At 63.0% G+C, this 14,063-nt stretch carries 15 protein-coding genes and 1 pseudogene; 6 read left to right on the top strand and 10 right to left on the bottom strand.

Translation table 11 applies throughout. The annotated features are described in order from the left end of the window. Positions 1-267 precede the first annotated feature (267 nt). The 5 genes from obgE to GLL_RS22545 all read left to right on the top strand — a co-directional run bounded on the left by obgE (position 268) and on the right by GLL_RS22545 (position 4,451). The gene (obgE, locus tag GLL_RS22525) at positions 268-1,275 is read left to right on the top strand and encodes a GTPase ObgE (protein ID WP_011144358.1); all 1,008 of its coding nucleotides are present in this window, start codon (positions 268-270) and stop codon (positions 1,273-1,275) included. Between the two features lie 15 nt (positions 1,276-1,290). Beyond that, a complete protein-coding gene (locus tag GLL_RS22530; RefSeq protein WP_011144359.1) occupies positions 1,291-1,779 on the top strand; it encodes a hypothetical protein in 489 nt (162 codons plus the stop codon). A gap of 65 nt (positions 1,780-1,844) precedes the next feature. Next, positions 1,845-3,080 carry a geranylgeranyl reductase gene (gene chlP / locus GLL_RS22535; protein ID WP_164929790.1) on the top strand — a complete coding sequence of 412 codons (1,236 nt, stop codon included), beginning with the start codon at positions 1,845-1,847 and terminating at the stop codon, positions 3,078-3,080. Then, on the top strand, positions 3,058-3,951 hold the full coding sequence (locus GLL_RS22540; RefSeq protein ID WP_011144361.1) for a glycerophosphodiester phosphodiesterase: 894 nt from the start codon (positions 3,058-3,060) through the stop codon (positions 3,949-3,951). The genes chlP and GLL_RS22540 overlap by 23 nt, the downstream gene beginning before the upstream one ends. Before the next feature lie 98 nt (positions 3,952-4,049). Next, positions 4,050-4,451 carry a hypothetical protein gene (locus tag GLL_RS22545; RefSeq protein WP_011144362.1) on the top strand — a complete coding sequence of 134 codons (402 nt, stop codon included), beginning with the start codon at positions 4,050-4,052 and terminating at the stop codon, positions 4,449-4,451. 285 nt (positions 4,452-4,736) lie between these two features. Here GLL_RS22545 and GLL_RS22550 read toward each other — a convergent pair whose 3' ends face one another. The 5 genes and pseudogenes from GLL_RS22550 to GLL_RS22570 all read right to left on the bottom strand — a co-directional run bounded on the left by GLL_RS22550 (position 4,737) and on the right by GLL_RS22570 (position 7,672). Next, positions 4,737-5,081, bottom strand: a complete 345-nt coding sequence (locus tag GLL_RS22550; RefSeq protein WP_011144363.1) for a DUF760 domain-containing protein — start codon at positions 5,079-5,081, stop codon at positions 4,737-4,739. Positions 5,082-5,145: 64 nt separating this feature from the next. After that, entirely contained in the window at positions 5,146-5,862 is a 717-nt protein-coding gene (locus GLL_RS22555) for an RsmE family RNA methyltransferase (RefSeq protein ID WP_011144364.1), read from the bottom strand. 14 nt (positions 5,863-5,876) lie between these two features. Next, on the bottom strand, positions 5,877-6,251 hold the full coding sequence (locus tag GLL_RS22560) for a HesB/IscA family protein (protein ID WP_011144365.1): 375 nt from the start codon (positions 6,249-6,251) through the stop codon (positions 5,877-5,879). 4 nt (positions 6,252-6,255) lie between these two features. Next, positions 6,256-6,369 (bottom strand): annotated as a pseudogene (locus GLL_RS22565) (iron-sulfur cluster assembly scaffold protein); the annotation flags it as partial. A 25-nt stretch (positions 6,370-6,394) separates the two neighbouring features. Then, positions 6,395-7,672, bottom strand: a complete 1,278-nt coding sequence (locus tag GLL_RS22570; protein ID WP_011144367.1) for an IscS subfamily cysteine desulfurase — start codon at positions 7,670-7,672, stop codon at positions 6,395-6,397. A 415-nt stretch (positions 7,673-8,087) separates the two neighbouring features. Here GLL_RS22570 and GLL_RS22575 point away from each other — a divergent pair, with 415 nt between their 5' ends. After that, positions 8,088-8,621 (top strand): general stress protein, encoded by a 534-nt coding sequence (locus GLL_RS22575; RefSeq protein WP_164929524.1) that lies wholly within the window; start codon positions 8,088-8,090, stop codon positions 8,619-8,621. Positions 8,622-8,632: 11 nt separating this feature from the next. On the opposite strand, the gene GLL_RS22580 is transcribed toward GLL_RS22575, so the two are convergent. From GLL_RS22580 to GLL_RS22600, 5 genes are all read right to left on the bottom strand, one after another. Then, positions 8,633-9,598, bottom strand: a complete 966-nt coding sequence (locus GLL_RS22580; protein WP_011144369.1) for a PilW family protein — start codon at positions 9,596-9,598, stop codon at positions 8,633-8,635. Continuing rightward, the gene (locus GLL_RS22585) at positions 9,598-10,173 is read right to left on the bottom strand and encodes a prepilin-type N-terminal cleavage/methylation domain-containing protein (protein ID WP_011144370.1); all 576 of its coding nucleotides are present in this window, start codon (positions 10,171-10,173) and stop codon (positions 9,598-9,600) included. Before GLL_RS22585 ends, GLL_RS22580 begins: the two co-directional genes overlap by 1 nt. Then, positions 10,170-11,030 (bottom strand): prepilin-type N-terminal cleavage/methylation domain-containing protein, encoded by an 861-nt coding sequence (locus GLL_RS22590; protein ID WP_164929525.1) that lies wholly within the window; start codon positions 11,028-11,030, stop codon positions 10,170-10,172. Before GLL_RS22590 ends, GLL_RS22585 begins: the two co-directional genes overlap by 4 nt. Then, complete coding sequence (locus GLL_RS22595) at positions 11,014-13,527, bottom strand: hypothetical protein (RefSeq protein WP_011144372.1); 2,514 nt, start codon at positions 13,525-13,527, stop codon at positions 11,014-11,016. Before GLL_RS22595 ends, GLL_RS22590 begins: the two co-directional genes overlap by 17 nt. 85 nt (positions 13,528-13,612) lie before the next feature. Beyond that, a complete protein-coding gene (locus GLL_RS22600) occupies positions 13,613-14,050 on the bottom strand; it encodes a DUF4079 domain-containing protein (protein ID WP_011144373.1) in 438 nt (145 codons plus the stop codon). Positions 14,051-14,063: the final 13 nt, after the last annotated feature.

Below are 14,063 nucleotides of genomic sequence, written 5' to 3' on the forward strand. Positions count from 1 at the left end.
TCCCCAAATGAATAAACGGCTTTGTGCAGACTTGTCAAACAAACGCCCATGGATTTTGAATGCCACGACGGCTTGAATTCAAAAGTTTTCAATACAAAAAAGTCCGCTTCCATATTTTGTGAATTGGGGGCTTCCCGCGCTTGCACCCTGGGGTGGAGAAAATTCCTTGCCAGTTGCCATGTCTCTCCTTCCCCGGGGGAGTGCCGCCCTTTTCGGTGCCGTTCGGTCCCGGCTGGCTACGATGGGATCTGAGCGAATAGGCGGGCGATGCAGTTTATCGATCGATCAGAAATCGAGGTCGAAGGGGGCAGAGGCGGCGACGGTATGGTGGCCTACCGCCGCGAGAAGTACGTGCCGGCGGGCGGGCCGGCGGGTGGAGACGGCGGCCACGGCGGCGCGGTGGTGCTGGAGGCAACCGCCAATTTGCAGACGCTGCTCGACTTTAAGTACCGCCACCGCTTCGAAGCCGACGACGGCACCAAGGGCGGCCCCAAAAATCTCACCGGCGCCAAGGGCAAAGATCTGGTGATTGCTGTTCCTTGCGGCACGGTGGTGCAGGATGCCGTGACCGGCGAGACGATAGGCGATCTTACCGAACCGGGCCAGCGGCTGGTAGTGGCGGTGGGGGGCCGGGGCGGCCACGGCAATACCCACTTTGCCAGCAACCAGAACCGCGCCCCGGACTACGCCACCGAGGGCAGATTGGGCCAGCAGCGCAAGCTTTTGCTCGAATTGAAGCTGCTTGCCGAAGTCGGGATTATCGGGCTGCCGAATGCCGGCAAATCGACGCTCATCTCGGTGCTCTCGGCGGCACGACCGCGCATCGCGGACTACCCGTTTACGACCCTGGTGCCCAATCTGGGGGTGGTGCGCAAGGTGACCGGCGACGGGGTCGTCTTTGCCGACATTCCAGGGCTCATCGAGGGAGCCCACCAGGGAGTCGGGCTCGGGCACGAATTTTTGCGCCATATCGAGCGCACGCGCGTGCTGGTGCAGCTGATTGCTCTGGACAGTGCCGATCCGTTGGCCGACTACCGGACGGTCATCGACGAACTGGGCCGCTACGGCCGCGAGCTGCTCCACAAATCCCGGATCGTCGCCCTCAACAAAGCCGATGTCTGCCTGCCTGAGGAGGCGGAGCACTGGCGGCGGATTTTATCGACCGAGACAGGCGAGCCGGTGCTGGTGATCTCAGCGGCAGCCAGAAGCAACCTCGACGCGCTGCTCGCGCGGGTCTGGCAGGTTCTGGAGGCCCCCCAGGGTGTAACGACATAGAAGGAGGTATCCCAAGTGCGCAGAAGACAGAGCCTGGGCCTGGTGGCCGTGCTTGCCTGCGGCATGCTTGCGGCGGGGGCGGCGGGCAAAGTGAGCGAGGCCGAGGCGCGCAATCGCCTGATCAAAATCATCGAACAGCTCGAAAAAACCCGTTTCTGCCAGAGCGGCCGCTGCCGCTACACCGACGTGCGCTTTCAAGTCAGCCAAACCGACCGGGCCGACCGCCCGTTTAAGGGCCTGATCCGAGCGGGCATCGTCCGCCCGTCGCAGACGCTGGACAAGGCGCGCTACCAGCTCGAATTTATCGGCGGACGTTGGCAACTGATGGGCGGTACCGAATCGACCGACGTCAACGAGGCGCTCTACACCGGGGACAATTACGAATTCACCAGCGCCTACGGCCGCACGCCCGTGCGCGGCAAACTCACCGACCCCACCAACGACCTGGAGACCGGCTACAAGCGGCTCTACCTCAAGATTCTGGACAAGGGCCGCGAGCGCTGACCCGGCCGCGACGTTTTGTTACACTACGCAATCTCCCACCGGGAGCCGCGAAAGTGCGTGTTAATATGCCCACCAGTCGGGCGTCTTGCGGCGGAGGGAAACCAGTGACACTTCGAGTAGCGGTGGTGGGTTCGGGTCCTGGCGGTTCGAGCGCCGCCGAAATTTGTGCGAAGGCCGGGTTTGAAACTTATCTCATCGAGAAGAACCTGAGCAACGCCAAACCCTGCGGCGGGGCGATTCCGCTGTGCATGGTAAGCGAGTTCGATTTGCCCAGCGAGATCATCGACCGGCGTGTGCGCAACATGTCGATGATTGCCCCGAGCAACCACGCGGTGGACATCTCCCTTACCAAGCAGGACGAATACATCGGCATGTGCCGCCGCGAGGTGCTGGATGGGTTCTTGCGCAACCGGGCCGCTTCGGTGGGAGCGCACCTCATCGAGGGCACCTTCACCGAACTCAAGCGCGGCACCCCCTACGTTCTGGAGTACCGCGACAAGGACGGCAACGCCCGCTCCCTCAAAGCGGACATCGTGATCGGTGCCGACGGCTTTCACTCAAAGATCGCCAAGACCATCGACGCCGGGGACGTGCCCTACGCCATCGCCTTTCAAGAGCGCATCGAGTTGCCGCCCGAGAAGATGGCCTACTACGAAGACCGCGCCGAGATGTACCTGGGTTTTGACGTCTCGCCCGATTTTTATGCCTGGATCTTTCCGAAGTCGAATCACGTCGCCGTCGGCACCGGCACCATGTCCCCCAACAAAGACGGCATCCGCCGGATGCAGAAGGCGCTGCGCGAGCGGGCGGGGGCCAAAATCGCCGGGGGCAAGATTATCAAAATTGAAGCGCACCCGCTGCCGGAGCGCTCGCGCCCGCGCCGGGTGGTAGACCGGGTAATGCTGGTGGGCGACGCTGCGGGCTACGTCACCAAATCGAGCGGCGAAGGCATCTACTTCGCCGCCAAGTCCGGCCGCATGGCCGCCCAGACGATCGTCGAGGCGGCCGCAGGCGGCAAGCTGCCCTCCGAAGCGCAATTGGGCGAATATGTGCGGCGCTGGGACCGCCAGTACGGCCTCACCTACCGGGTGCTCTCGATCCTGCAGGATGTCTTCTACCGCAGCGACGCCACCCGCGAGGCGTTCGTCGAGATGTGCGCCGACCGCGACGTGCAGCGGCTGACGTTCGATTCGTACCTGTACAAGACCGTGGTCCCCGCCGGTCCCTTCGTGCAGACCAAGATCACCCTCAAGACGCTCGGCTCGCTACTGCGGGGCAATGCCCTCTCCCCCACCCGCTAGACCGCTCGTCATCGCCCACCGCGGCTGCCGGGCGCAGGTGCCCGAGAATACGCTGCCGGCTTTCGAAAGAGCCCTCGACCTGCGCGTCGACGGTATCGAGATGGACTTACACCTGAGCGGCGACGGCCAGGTGCTGGTCAGCCACGACCCGCGCCCGCTGCCCGGCAAATGCCGCCTCAGCACCGGTCCGCTTCCTGTGGAGCCGCCTTGCTGGGGAGAGTTGGAACTGTCAACGATTCAAGATAATTACATCGCTGATTGCCAGTTCGAATTGGGGTCCGCGGAGCGCCCAAAAACCCTCTACACAGGCCGGATCGCACCGCTGTTGATGAAAAATGTAGCTAGCGTCTTTGTGCCGCCTACCCTCGAGCAGGTGTTCGCGTTGCTAGCGGCTTATGGGCAATTGGGTGCCGAACAGGCACTATATTTGCAAAGCATTCGCATATTTCTTGAGATCAAACGCGCCCCGTTTTATGACGCCCTATGGCTTGGCCCCCATGGCGAGCGCTTCGAACAGTGTGTTGCCTCTGCGATTGAACGATCGAGTTTCTGTAAGAATGTTGTGGTTCTGTCCTTTGTGCCCCGCGCACTTCAGGCGATCGGGCAGTGCAATCGCTCGATTCGAACTGCCCTACTTACCGCACATACACCGGTCAATTTGCTGACCGATATGCAACACCTTAATGCACAGCTGTGGTGTCCCTACTACCAGTCTATCGATCGCTCCGCAGTCGAGATAGCCCAGGCGGCCGGTCTACAGGTAATACCCTGGACTGTCAATGACGCCAAGGAAATGGCTGTACTTACCGAATGGCGGGTGAACGGTTTGGTTACCGATGTGCCCGATCTTTTGCAGGCGCTGGGTTGCTGAAAAGTCAAAAAATCGCTTCCCGCTTCCCCGGGAACTTCGCTATGTTTGATGTATAGTTTGCAACAGCAAGCCATGATCCCGGAGGAAAAACAGTAGATATGGAAAACCAGGAGAAGATCGAGTTGGCATTGAAGGCGCTGCATAAAAAGAATGCGCTGCCGATGCAAAGTAGCCAGTTGGTGCGCGAACTCGCCTCCGAGACCCAGCTCTCGGTGAGCACCATTTACCGTTACCGCCACGTGTGGAAACGTTTTGCCTACAAGCCGCGCACCAGTCTCGATGAAACCCTTGAAGCGGCTAAGACTGACGAACGCTTTCTCATCAGCATCCGGATGCCCGGAGAACTGCTCAAGTGGCTTAAGGACGAAGCCCAAAGGCGCCACGTTGGCTACCAGTCGTTTTTGATTTCGTTGCTCACCTGGGCGAAGGGTTCGACGCTTCTTTCGACCGATGAAGACGAATACCCTTCACTAAATGAAAAAGAAACCGGCGTTCTCTAAGCGCGCCATAAGCCCCTTTTGTTCGGGTAGTAAACGGCATGCCGTACTGCCGATCATTATTTGCGGGATTTTAGCATAGCCCTCCGATCGCGAGGGTATGGGTTTTGTGCTGCCACCAAGCTGTCCGCGAAGTTCCATCTGCAGCGCATGCATATATCTACCCCCGGAGCCCCTCGGGATTTGTTATCCCGATTCCGCGTTGGGACCGTGCCGTGCTCATCAAAATGCCCCACGCTGCAGAAGTGCGGCGTGGGGCACCGGCTTAGAGTGCAAGAACAAACGTGCTCAATCCTCGCCGCCAAGGGCGGCATTCAAGCGGCCTTCCAGTTCCATGCGCTGCTCGACGTTGCGCAGAAAATAGCCGGTCATCATCGCCGAGGCGAGCAAAGCCGAGAGGTTGTCGCGGTTGGTGCTTACCTGAACATTGAACTGGTTGCTCGGCAGGCTACCCATGAGCCCCTGGATATTGCCCGCGATCATCTGATGCACTTCCGGGGTGACGGATTGGGCGATCTGCGAAAGCAACTCGGGCGACTGCATCCGCAAGTAGTGGACGAGTTTGTTATCCTGCGGCCGTTCGCCTGTGGCCGATTCGGATTCGAATTGCGAAGGGTCGAAAGGGACAAGCATGGCATCCTTGGCGGCTTGTGCGTAACATCTTGTAATTTGATCGTGGCATTTGCGCCAGGGAGCGTCAAGTGTCCTCAGGCTTCCCTTCGTACCAGGCGGCAATCCAACCGAGGGCAAGCAACGGTGCGGTCTCGGTGCGCAGGATACGGCTGCCCAGGCTGCATACCTGGTAACCGGCGTCGGTGGCGGCGGCCACTTCGGTCTCACTGAACCCCCCTTCCGGCCCAAATAGCAATGTCAGGGCGGCGGCCGGCAAATAATTCAACAAAGGTGGCCGCACACCGCGGGCAGTGCAGATAAGCCGCGTACCCCGGGCAGGGTGCCTCAGAAACATGCCAAACAAGGCCGGTGGTTCGACGACGGGCAGCACGGCGCGCTCCGACTGCTCCGCGGCTTCGCGGACGATCGCCTGCCAGCGCTTGTGCCGCTTGGCATCCGGCTGCACCACCGAGCGCTCGCACACCAGCGGCACAATCCGGTCTGCCCCCAGCTCTGTAGACTTCTGCAACAGCCAGTCCCAGCGATCGCCCTTGGGAACCGCGCAGGCGATGGTGACCGGCAGGGGCAATTCGCCCGTTCGGGGCAAAAGCGAGCCGAGCCTGACGGTGTCGCCCGCGAGGGTCGCCTGCCAGGTATTGCCCAGGCCGTCGCCTACGATGCAACTTGCTCCGTCCCGCAGCCGCAGTACCTGCCTGAGGTAATGCGACTGGGCCGGGTCGAGCCGGGCGGTATCACCGCTAAACTGAACCGGGTCCAGAAACAGCCGGGCGGTGCTGCCCATGGGGCGGTGCGCCGCTAGGCCGAGAAGGAACTGCCGCAGGAGCAGGAGCGCTCGGCGTTGGGGTTGTTGAACTTGAAGCCGCCGCCCAACAATTCGTCGCTGTAGTCGAGCACCAGCCCGTAGAGAAACAGCAGACTCTTTTTGTCGGAGACGACTTTAAAGCCGCTGTGGTCGAAGACCTCGTCGTGGGCGGTGACGTTGGATTCTTCTTCGAAGTCCATCGTGTAGCTGAGGCCCGAGCAACCGCCGCCTTTGACGCCGACGCGCAGCATCAGATCGCCGCCGCGGCGCTCGCGCAGGCGCATCACCTCGGCGAGGGCGCTTTCGGTCATCTGGATGCCTCGGCGCGGAAGGCGACGGGCCGGAGCGGTGTCGATGCTGGTGGTCATGGTGTCATTCCTGGGTGGGTAGGGTTTTGGATTGTTCGGCCTGGTAGTCGGCAACGGCAGCCCGCATGGCATCCTCAGCCGGCACCGAGCAGTGGATCTTGACCGGCGGCAGGCTCAGGAGATTGTTGTAGTGGTCGATGACTTTATCGCTGTACGGCATGGCCTGGGATCCTTTCAGGGTGTGCGGTGGGCAAAAGAAAGTCAGTGGGCGGCCAGGCCATCTGCTTCAGGTCGATGCCTTCCTGGTGCATCTCCCACAGAGGCGACATCTCGCGCAGGCGGTTGACCACCTCGACAATTTTGGCGCTGGTGCGGTCGATGTCTTCTTCAGTATTAAAGCGGCCGATCCCGAAGCGCAGCGAGGAGTGAGCCAATTCGTCGCCCACCCCCAGGGCCTTGAGCACGTAACTGGGCTCCAGCGACGCCGAAGTGCACGCCGACCCGGAGGAGAGTGCCACCGTGTCGTTGAGGCCCATCAGCAGGGCTTCCCCTTCGACAAAGGCGAAGCTCAAGTTGAGGTTGCCGGACAGGCGATGTTCCAGCGAGCCGTTGACATAAACCTCGCTCAACCGACCGGTAATTTGTTCTAAGAGCCGCTCGCGCAGTTTGCGCGTCCGGGCCGCTTCGACTTCGAGGTTTTGCACCGCCCGCTCGGCCGCGGCACCCATGCCGACAATCAGGGGCACATAGAGGGTACCGGAGCGCATGCCCCGCTCATGGCCACCGCCGTGCAACTGCGCTTCGAGGCGCACACGCGGGTTCTTGCGCCGCACGTAGAGAGCACCGATGCCCTTGGGGCCGTAGAGCTTGTGGCCTGACATCGACATCAAGTCGATGCCTAGGGCCTGCACGTCGATGGGCACTTTGCCCAGGGCCTGGGCAGCGTCGGTGTGAAAGAGCACGCCGTGGGATTTGGCAATCTTGGCGATTTCGGCGACAGGCTGAATGACGCCGATTTCGTTGTTGGCGAACATCACCGAGATCAAAACGGTCTCAGGGGTAATCGCCGCTTCCAACTCGGCCAGATCTATGAGACCGTCGGGCTTGACCGGCAGATAAGTGATGCGGCAGCCGTGCTGCTCGAGGTACTTGGCGCTATCCAGGATGCACTTGTGCTCGGTGACCACGGTGATGATGTGGTTGCCCTTCTCGCGGTACACCTCGGCCACACCCTTGAGGGCGAGGTTGTTCGATTCAGTGGCGCCGCTGGTGAAGATGATTTCCTTCGGGTCGGCCCCTACCGCCGCAGCAATCTGGGCGCGGGCGTTTTCGACCGCTTCCTCCGCTTCCCAGCCATAGGCGTGGTTGCGGCTGGCCGCGTTGCCGAATTTCTCGGTGAAGTACGGCAACATCACCTCCAGCACCACCGGATCGACCGGGGTGGTGGCGTTGTTGTCCATATAGATAGCTCTAGTGATCATCCTGCCTGTTCCCTTCGGGTGCTAAACGTCTCGCCGGACTCGAACGGATACCGCACTAACTTGGTACTGTTTCGCTGGCTTCATTGTACTTTACGGTGGTGGCGATACCGGTGGCGAACGACGGCTCAGCAAGACATGCCTCTGACTGGGACTTGGCCTGGCCAGAGCTGTGGAAGAGGACTGTGCGCCGAGAGCGGCAAGGCTTAGCGCCTGGTTATCCTGTTGTCCTGCCAGACGCGGTGGACTGCTGCCGAAGCTTCAGCCGCGGGGAGTGTCAATGCTGTTGAGCCTGATTTTGCGGGGTCGAACTCACTTCCGGCCTGCATGGCGGGCTTTCTTCCCCCAGGGAGAGCCTGCCGTGCCGGACTGCCGCGACGATGGAGAGAACTGCCGCCAGGGCATACAGGAGGAAAACATGGAGACACCCCGCGAGCCGCTCACTTCGTTGCCGCCGGATCTTATCGAGAGGGGCACGCTGGCCGGACTGTTCGTGGACCGGCGCAGCGCCGAAGCCGCCATCGCCGATCTCGACGCGAACGGGTTCAATCTCGACACGCTTGGGGTGGCGCTCGCCGAACGGCAGGAACAGCGCGAACTGATCAACGCAACCGGCACCCAGACCGTCGAAGAAGCCGCCGAGGGCGGCAGTGGTATCCTCGGTACAATCGCCAATCTGCTGAGTCCCCGCGAGCCCGCCCTGGCGGAGAAGTTGGTGGAACTGCTCACAGGTATGGGCGTCCCTGAGGCGGAGGCACGGCATTTCGAACGGGGAGTCGCCCAGGGCTCCACCTTGGTTACGGTGCAGGCGCTTGGGGTTCGCGTCACCGACGCACTGGCAATCTTGAACCGTCACGGCGCGGATGTCGGTTTTGCGGTGAGCCCGGAGGCGCTCTTGCCGTCCAGCAGCAACCCGCCCGACAGCACCGGGCTTGACCTGGCGGGCGGCTAAATTCTGGCCGCTCAGGGATCTTTCACGCAGATGGCATTGGCGGTGCAGACGTTGCGGGCGACAACGGTGGTCGTAAAGTCGAGGGCGTCGCCCGCATTCTCGCGCAAGTACGTCTGGGCGGTTGAACCGGTGGAGGCCAGATAGCGATCGGCCTGGCTGCCTGCGAGGCTGCCCCGTAGGCTGATTTGCACCGTCTGGGCGCTCAGGTACCTTACCTCGATACCCTTGTCGGCGTCGAGAAAATCGGCGAGGGCAAAACTTGCCTCATCGGCCGACGGCAAACTGCGCAGGAACACGCCATCCACCGGCGGAGTGGCGGTGGCATCGAAGTTGGCAAGGTCGAGAAAGCGGTTGGAATTTTCAGCTTGGACGAACTCGTCGTAGCGGATCGGCACCGGTTGTGATTCCCAGCGCTCCAGAATGCGCGGGCCGCCCCAGGCGGAGCCGGGGGGCGGGTCGGTGACATAATAAACAATCAGGTTGTAGGCCGGGATCGAGTTGGCGGAGCCCCAGGCGGTGAGAGCGCCGCTGTCGAGGTTGAAGGCGAGCGGTGTTCCCCGGCCCGCAGGGGAGGCGCGATCCCCCAGGCGACCCGTGCCTGTCACCGTGGGCACCCAGAAGGCCAACAAAATCCGAAAGCCGGGCGAATCGGCCTGTACCAACCGGCTTTTGTCGAAATTGGCGAAGGCCAGGGTCGTTTCCTCGGTGGCGGTAGTCGGGTTTATCGGGTCAAGGAGCAGACGGTCGGTGGCACTGCTTTTGGGGTCGGTGTTGTAGATATAGCGGGCCTGGCGCAATTCGTCGGTCATCAACCCGAGGGCACTGTGCAGATCCATCTGCACGTCGCTCACGGCGTTTTCGACCAGGGCATTTTTGCCGAAGTTGGTGAAGGTGTAGGTCACAGCCCCCACGAGCAATAGACCAATCACCGCTGTGATCAACAGTTCGAGCAACGTCAGGCCGCGGCGGTTGCGCATCAGAGCGTCCCCACCGAGACGACGCTGATTTTACCTAGATAGGTGTTCATGATCGCCCCCCGGCTTGCGCCGTTGGGGTTGCTCTCGCGGCTGCGCAGGTAGCCGGGCAGGTCTTTGGCTGTTTCCAGACCGGCATCAAGGTTGTCGCCGTCCTGGAGCACGACGGTGCCTATCTGGGAGGGATTCACCGTGCCGCGCTCGTCGAAGGTCCAGCGGTAGGGCGGCCCCGGGATACTGGTGCGATAGATCCAGATGCGCTGGGGCAAGGGCCGCCAGTCGGGTACAGCCGGACGTTCAGCACCACGGTAAAGCGCGTAGCGATCCGGCGGATCGTCGGGATCGGCGTTGCGGCCCGGGTCGTGCAGGGTGAATTCGAACGTGTAGGTCTCGGAGGATTCGAGGGCGCGGGAGCGGGCCTTGCGGGCGGCCAGGGCCAACTCCTGCACACCGCTGTCGAAGCGGCGCGACTGCAAAAGGCCGTAGGCCGACACCGCTCCGAAACTCGCCAACAAACCGATGAGGGCTATGACGATTATCAGCTCGAGCAGCGTAAATCCGAGGGCCGCGCGCCTCACTGGTAGCTCCTCGCGATATCGGCGCTCAGGACCACCAGCGGGGCGAGGGGGCTGAAAACCGGCGGGGTCTGCGGGTCGTTGGCGGCAGACCGGGTGTCGGCCACCTCCTCGCTGCGCGAGGTGATCAAAGGCCGCACCGCCCGGGTGAGCCGGGTCGGGTTGCCGTCGCCGTCCACCGGCAAATCGCCGTCCTTGCCCGCCAGATAGAGGCGCACCACCACCCGCACCACCTCCTGCCGGTACCACTGGGGATCGTCCAGGGCCACAGCGGGGGTGGCGGAGCCCGGCGCATAACCCCAGAAGACCTGCACCCGGTAGGTTCTGGAACCACGCACCCCCGCCATGGTGAAGCCCGCCGAGCGCGGTGAGTCGGGCGGCTCGCGGTTGACATCATAAAGATAAAGATCGTCCGGCCCTTCGCCGCTCGGGTCGGGACTGCTCACTTCGTAACCGTCCGAGTTGAAGGGGTAGTTCTCGGAGGCGGTAAGCGGCAGAGCCCCCGGCGGAACCGCTTCGGGGTACTGGCAGCCTTCGTATTCGACCTCGCTCAGCACACAGGGCCGGGGCAGGGGTACAAGCCGGTCGCGCATGGCGGTCGGCACCAGGCCGCCGATATTCTGGCGGGAGCCCAGACCGCGGTTTTCGATGGCCGACCAGGAGCGGCGAATTTCTTCGATTTCGAGTTGGGCGAGGTTAGTAGCCTCGGCGATCAGTTCCTGTTGCCTGCGCAGTAGGGCAGCGGCGGAGAGCATCGGGGCGAGAGCCGCCAGAAACAGCGCCAGGAGCACCGTGGCCACCAGCACCTCGACGAGCGTAAGACCCCGGCGCCCGCGCGGGCGTCTAGTTGCACTGGGCATTGCGGCAAACCTTACTGGTGAGGGCACCGCCACTACTGCTGCCAAATCGGATCGATTCGGCAGTGTTGAGGCGGGAGACGTGGCGCAAGGCGGCTTCTCCATTGCGCAACCGGTAATCGTAGTTCAACGCTCCATATTTATAACTTGTTCCCGAAAGGGGATTGGTCTGGTTGGATTTGGCCTCCACCCGCGCCTTCAGGGCGGCATCGGTGGTCAGTTCGCCCAGCCATCCCGCCCCCGGGGCGCTGATCGCCACCTCCGGCGCCACCGCCCCGCCGTTGAGGGTAAAGTTGGTGCCGTTGATGTGCCCGGCGATGCGCCGGGCGCTGTAGAGCAAGGCATCGACGCGCTGGATCTGGGTGGGACGGACCACCGCGTAAGGGTCCAAGATACCCGGATCGCGGTGCACCAGATCCAACATCCAGCTTTTGCGGTCGTATCCGCCCGCTGTGACCAGGGAGGCGACGGCATCGGTGCTCCAGCCGCTCCGGCCGCTTTGCAATTGGGCAATGACGGCTTTGGCGCGGTTTTCCGCCTCTTCGAGGGAGGCCGGGTCGTCCGAGAGGGCCAGATTCTCAGCAAAAAAATGCCGGGCGCTGTCGACTTTGGCGGGATCTGCGCTGGTGGCCAGGGTCAGCAGCGTCTCGGGGGGACCGTCTTTGCCGTCCGCTGGAATGCGGTGATGCGAAACGTCCACCCGCCAACTGCTCAGCGAACCTTCCCCGCCCGGGATGCTCTCCCCCAACAACGCACGGTAAGCATCGTCGGACAGCCAACTGCGCAGGGCTTTGCGGGTGCTGTCCCAGACAACCGGTCGGACGAGGGCGTCGTAGGCTTCGAGTGTCGTGACCTCACCGGCGGGGATCGCCTGGCCCGCCAGGGTGCGCCACTGGCCGGCGCCCACCGCTACCAGCTCCTCAAGCCGTCCATTCAGGATTCGCAGAGCGGCCGTCCGGCCCTTGGTGAAGCCGAAGCGCGAGCGGATGTGGACCTCGCCGGCCCGATCGCGGTAGAGCCTGGGCGCATCGTCCGCCCCACGCTCGGTGTAATCGCCCAGGATGATGCTGCCGCCTGCAGCGAGGCGCAAACTGTCTTTGGCGGCGGCAATATCGGCCCGGGCCGCCGCGTCCGGGTCGGTGGCGGCGGTGTAGTTGCCAAAATTTCCGGGTGGGTTGCGGTAGACCAGGTCGCCTGCCACGTAGAGGTTGCGGGCGCTGTAGATCTGGCCCTGGCCCTGGAGGCAGCCGCGCAAGACCACATCGCCTTCTACGAACAAGTCCCCCTGCACAAGCAGCGGATTTTTGGCGCTGCGGCAGTGGCCGTTTGCCTCGGAGGGCAGTTCCCCAAGCAGCACGGCCTGGCCCGCCACCACCGGTCCAAGGCGGGCGACCGGCCGGGCGACGTAAGTGCTTTCGAAAGCAACCGCTTGGACATTGCCGCTCACCGAGCCCGAGGCAGTGCGCGCAAGCGCTTCGAGATCAAAGGGTGGAAAATCGTCCAGCCGTCCGTTGCGATCGACATCCTCGCCGCGCAACAAATAGAACAGTGGTCCGAAGTACCGGGTCGTCACCCCGGCATTCCCACCCGGCCGGTCGGACTCCAGTACGACCCCGTTGAGGCGGGTGGCCCGTCCCGATCCATAATCGAGATCGCTTTTGTCGTTGGTGGCGAGCTGGTTGGTGTAGACATTCCCCCGGATGCGCGAGGCCAGGGCATTATCCGTGGTGTTCCTGCCGCTGTCTTCGAGAATGCCTTCGCGGTTGCCGTCGCCCCAGGCAGAGGACGGTCCGGTGGCAATTTCTCCTGTACTTTCGTCGAAACCCGCGTCCCCCATGGCGGATTTGTCGGCTGCCTTGTGCTCAAAGCCGGGACGCAGATGGGCCAGAGCCCCGACGTTGCCGTGGATCTGCAGGTGACAGAACTGGCAGTTGGGTTCGCGCGCGAGCAGCGCAAACTCGAAACTCTCGGGTGCCAGGCCCTGCAGCGTGCGCGAGACGGTCTGGCTGGTGCCGCGCAGGTAGGCGGTGGCGAATATTTCCAGATCCTTCGCGGTGCCATCCGCCGCCGGCAGCGCAAAGACGCGGGCGATCACCTCGGCCGGAAGCTGGCTTGCAGGGCGGATGGCACCCGGCTCGGCAAACAGCGCCCCCGGATCGGCCGCCACTTTGGCATCGCTCACAACCAGATAGAAAGCCAGCTCCGGATCCCCGCGGTTGGCGGCGTGGCGCGAAAGCGGGTCATCCGGGGGCAGCAGCAACCGGCGCAACCATTCGGCGCGGGGCAAACCGGCGCGGCGGTAATCTCCGAGCAGCTTGCTGCGCACCAGTTCGCTCGCTCCCTCGGCCAAATGTCGCGCTTCGAGGGCGCTGCGACGGCCGGCGGTGCCGGTGGCCAGCTGGGCTCCCAACAGCAAGGCGGCACTGGCGATCGTACCGACGATAAGACCAATGGTCAGAACCATCACCAGGGTGACGCCGCGCCGCGAACGCAAATGCATGAGATTTTCCTGCTCTGCGTCCCCATTCAAGCGACAAATCAGCGGCGATGACGGGATGCCGCTTCCGCCGCACGCCCGCCCGACATCAAGGCGGCAGATACTTCTGAACGACCTGCCAGCCGGTGGCAAGCACCGCGGCAAAACCTACGAGCAACAGACTACCCGCTCCCAAATGCAAAGGTTTTGCCCAGCGGCGGCCGCGCAGCATCTGCCGGGCGGTCCAGGCGGAAGTAGCGACAAGGGCGACCACAAAAAGCCCCGAACCCAGGTGGGGAGAATGGCCGAGCGAGCCGAAGCGGCCCAGGGTACCCACCACACCAATGCCGAGCAGCAACGAAGTCAGGCCCACCAGGGCCACTCCGGCGCCCAGGTGCAATCGGCGCAAAGCCCGTCCGCTGCGCCCTCCAGGGCGCCGGATCAATACCCACAGGCCACTCGCCGCCAGCAGGGCGTACACCGCGAGGGACAGACCCATCGACCAGGCCGCAATTTTCCAGAGCCAGAGAAACGAGGGCAGGTGCATCGGCCGAGGGCTC

It is taken from the genome of Gloeobacter violaceus PCC 7421 (genome assembly GCF_000011385.1).
Classification (GTDB): Bacteria; Cyanobacteriota; Cyanobacteriia; order Gloeobacterales; family Gloeobacteraceae; genus Gloeobacter; species Gloeobacter violaceus.

Excerpts from the sequence above, each read along its gene's own strand:
- obgE (WP_011144358.1), top strand. The coding sequence starts at position 268 with ATGCAGTTTATCGATCGATCAGAAATCGAGGTCGAAGGGGGCAGAGGC.
- chlP (WP_164929790.1), top strand. The coding sequence starts at position 1,845 with ATGCCCACCAGTCGGGCGTCTTGCGGCGGAGGGAAACCAGTGACACTT.
- GLL_RS22540 (WP_011144361.1), top strand. The coding sequence starts at position 3,058 with ATGCCCTCTCCCCCACCCGCTAGACCGCTCGTCATCGCCCACCGCGGC.
- GLL_RS22545 (WP_011144362.1), top strand. The coding sequence starts at position 4,050 with ATGGAAAACCAGGAGAAGATCGAGTTGGCATTGAAGGCGCTGCATAAA.
- GLL_RS22550 (WP_011144363.1), bottom strand. The coding sequence starts at position 5,081 with ATGCTTGTCCCTTTCGACCCTTCGCAATTCGAATCCGAATCGGCCACA.
- GLL_RS22555 (WP_011144364.1), bottom strand. The coding sequence starts at position 5,862 with ATGGGCAGCACCGCCCGGCTGTTTCTGGACCCGGTTCAGTTTAGCGGT.
- GLL_RS22560 (WP_011144365.1), bottom strand. The coding sequence starts at position 6,251 with ATGACCACCAGCATCGACACCGCTCCGGCCCGTCGCCTTCCGCGCCGA.
- GLL_RS22570 (WP_011144367.1), bottom strand. The coding sequence starts at position 7,672 with ATGATCACTAGAGCTATCTATATGGACAACAACGCCACCACCCCGGTC.
- GLL_RS22575 (WP_164929524.1), top strand. The coding sequence starts at position 8,088 with ATGGAGACACCCCGCGAGCCGCTCACTTCGTTGCCGCCGGATCTTATC.
- GLL_RS22580 (WP_011144369.1), bottom strand. The coding sequence starts at position 9,598 with ATGCGCAACCGCCGCGGCCTGACGTTGCTCGAACTGTTGATCACAGCG.
- GLL_RS22590 (WP_164929525.1), bottom strand. The coding sequence starts at position 11,030 with ATGCCCAGTGCAACTAGACGCCCGCGCGGGCGCCGGGGTCTTACGCTC.
- GLL_RS22595 (WP_011144372.1), bottom strand. The coding sequence starts at position 13,527 with ATGCATTTGCGTTCGCGGCGCGGCGTCACCCTGGTGATGGTTCTGACC.
- GLL_RS22600 (WP_011144373.1), bottom strand. The coding sequence starts at position 14,050 with ATGCACCTGCCCTCGTTTCTCTGGCTCTGGAAAATTGCGGCCTGGTCG.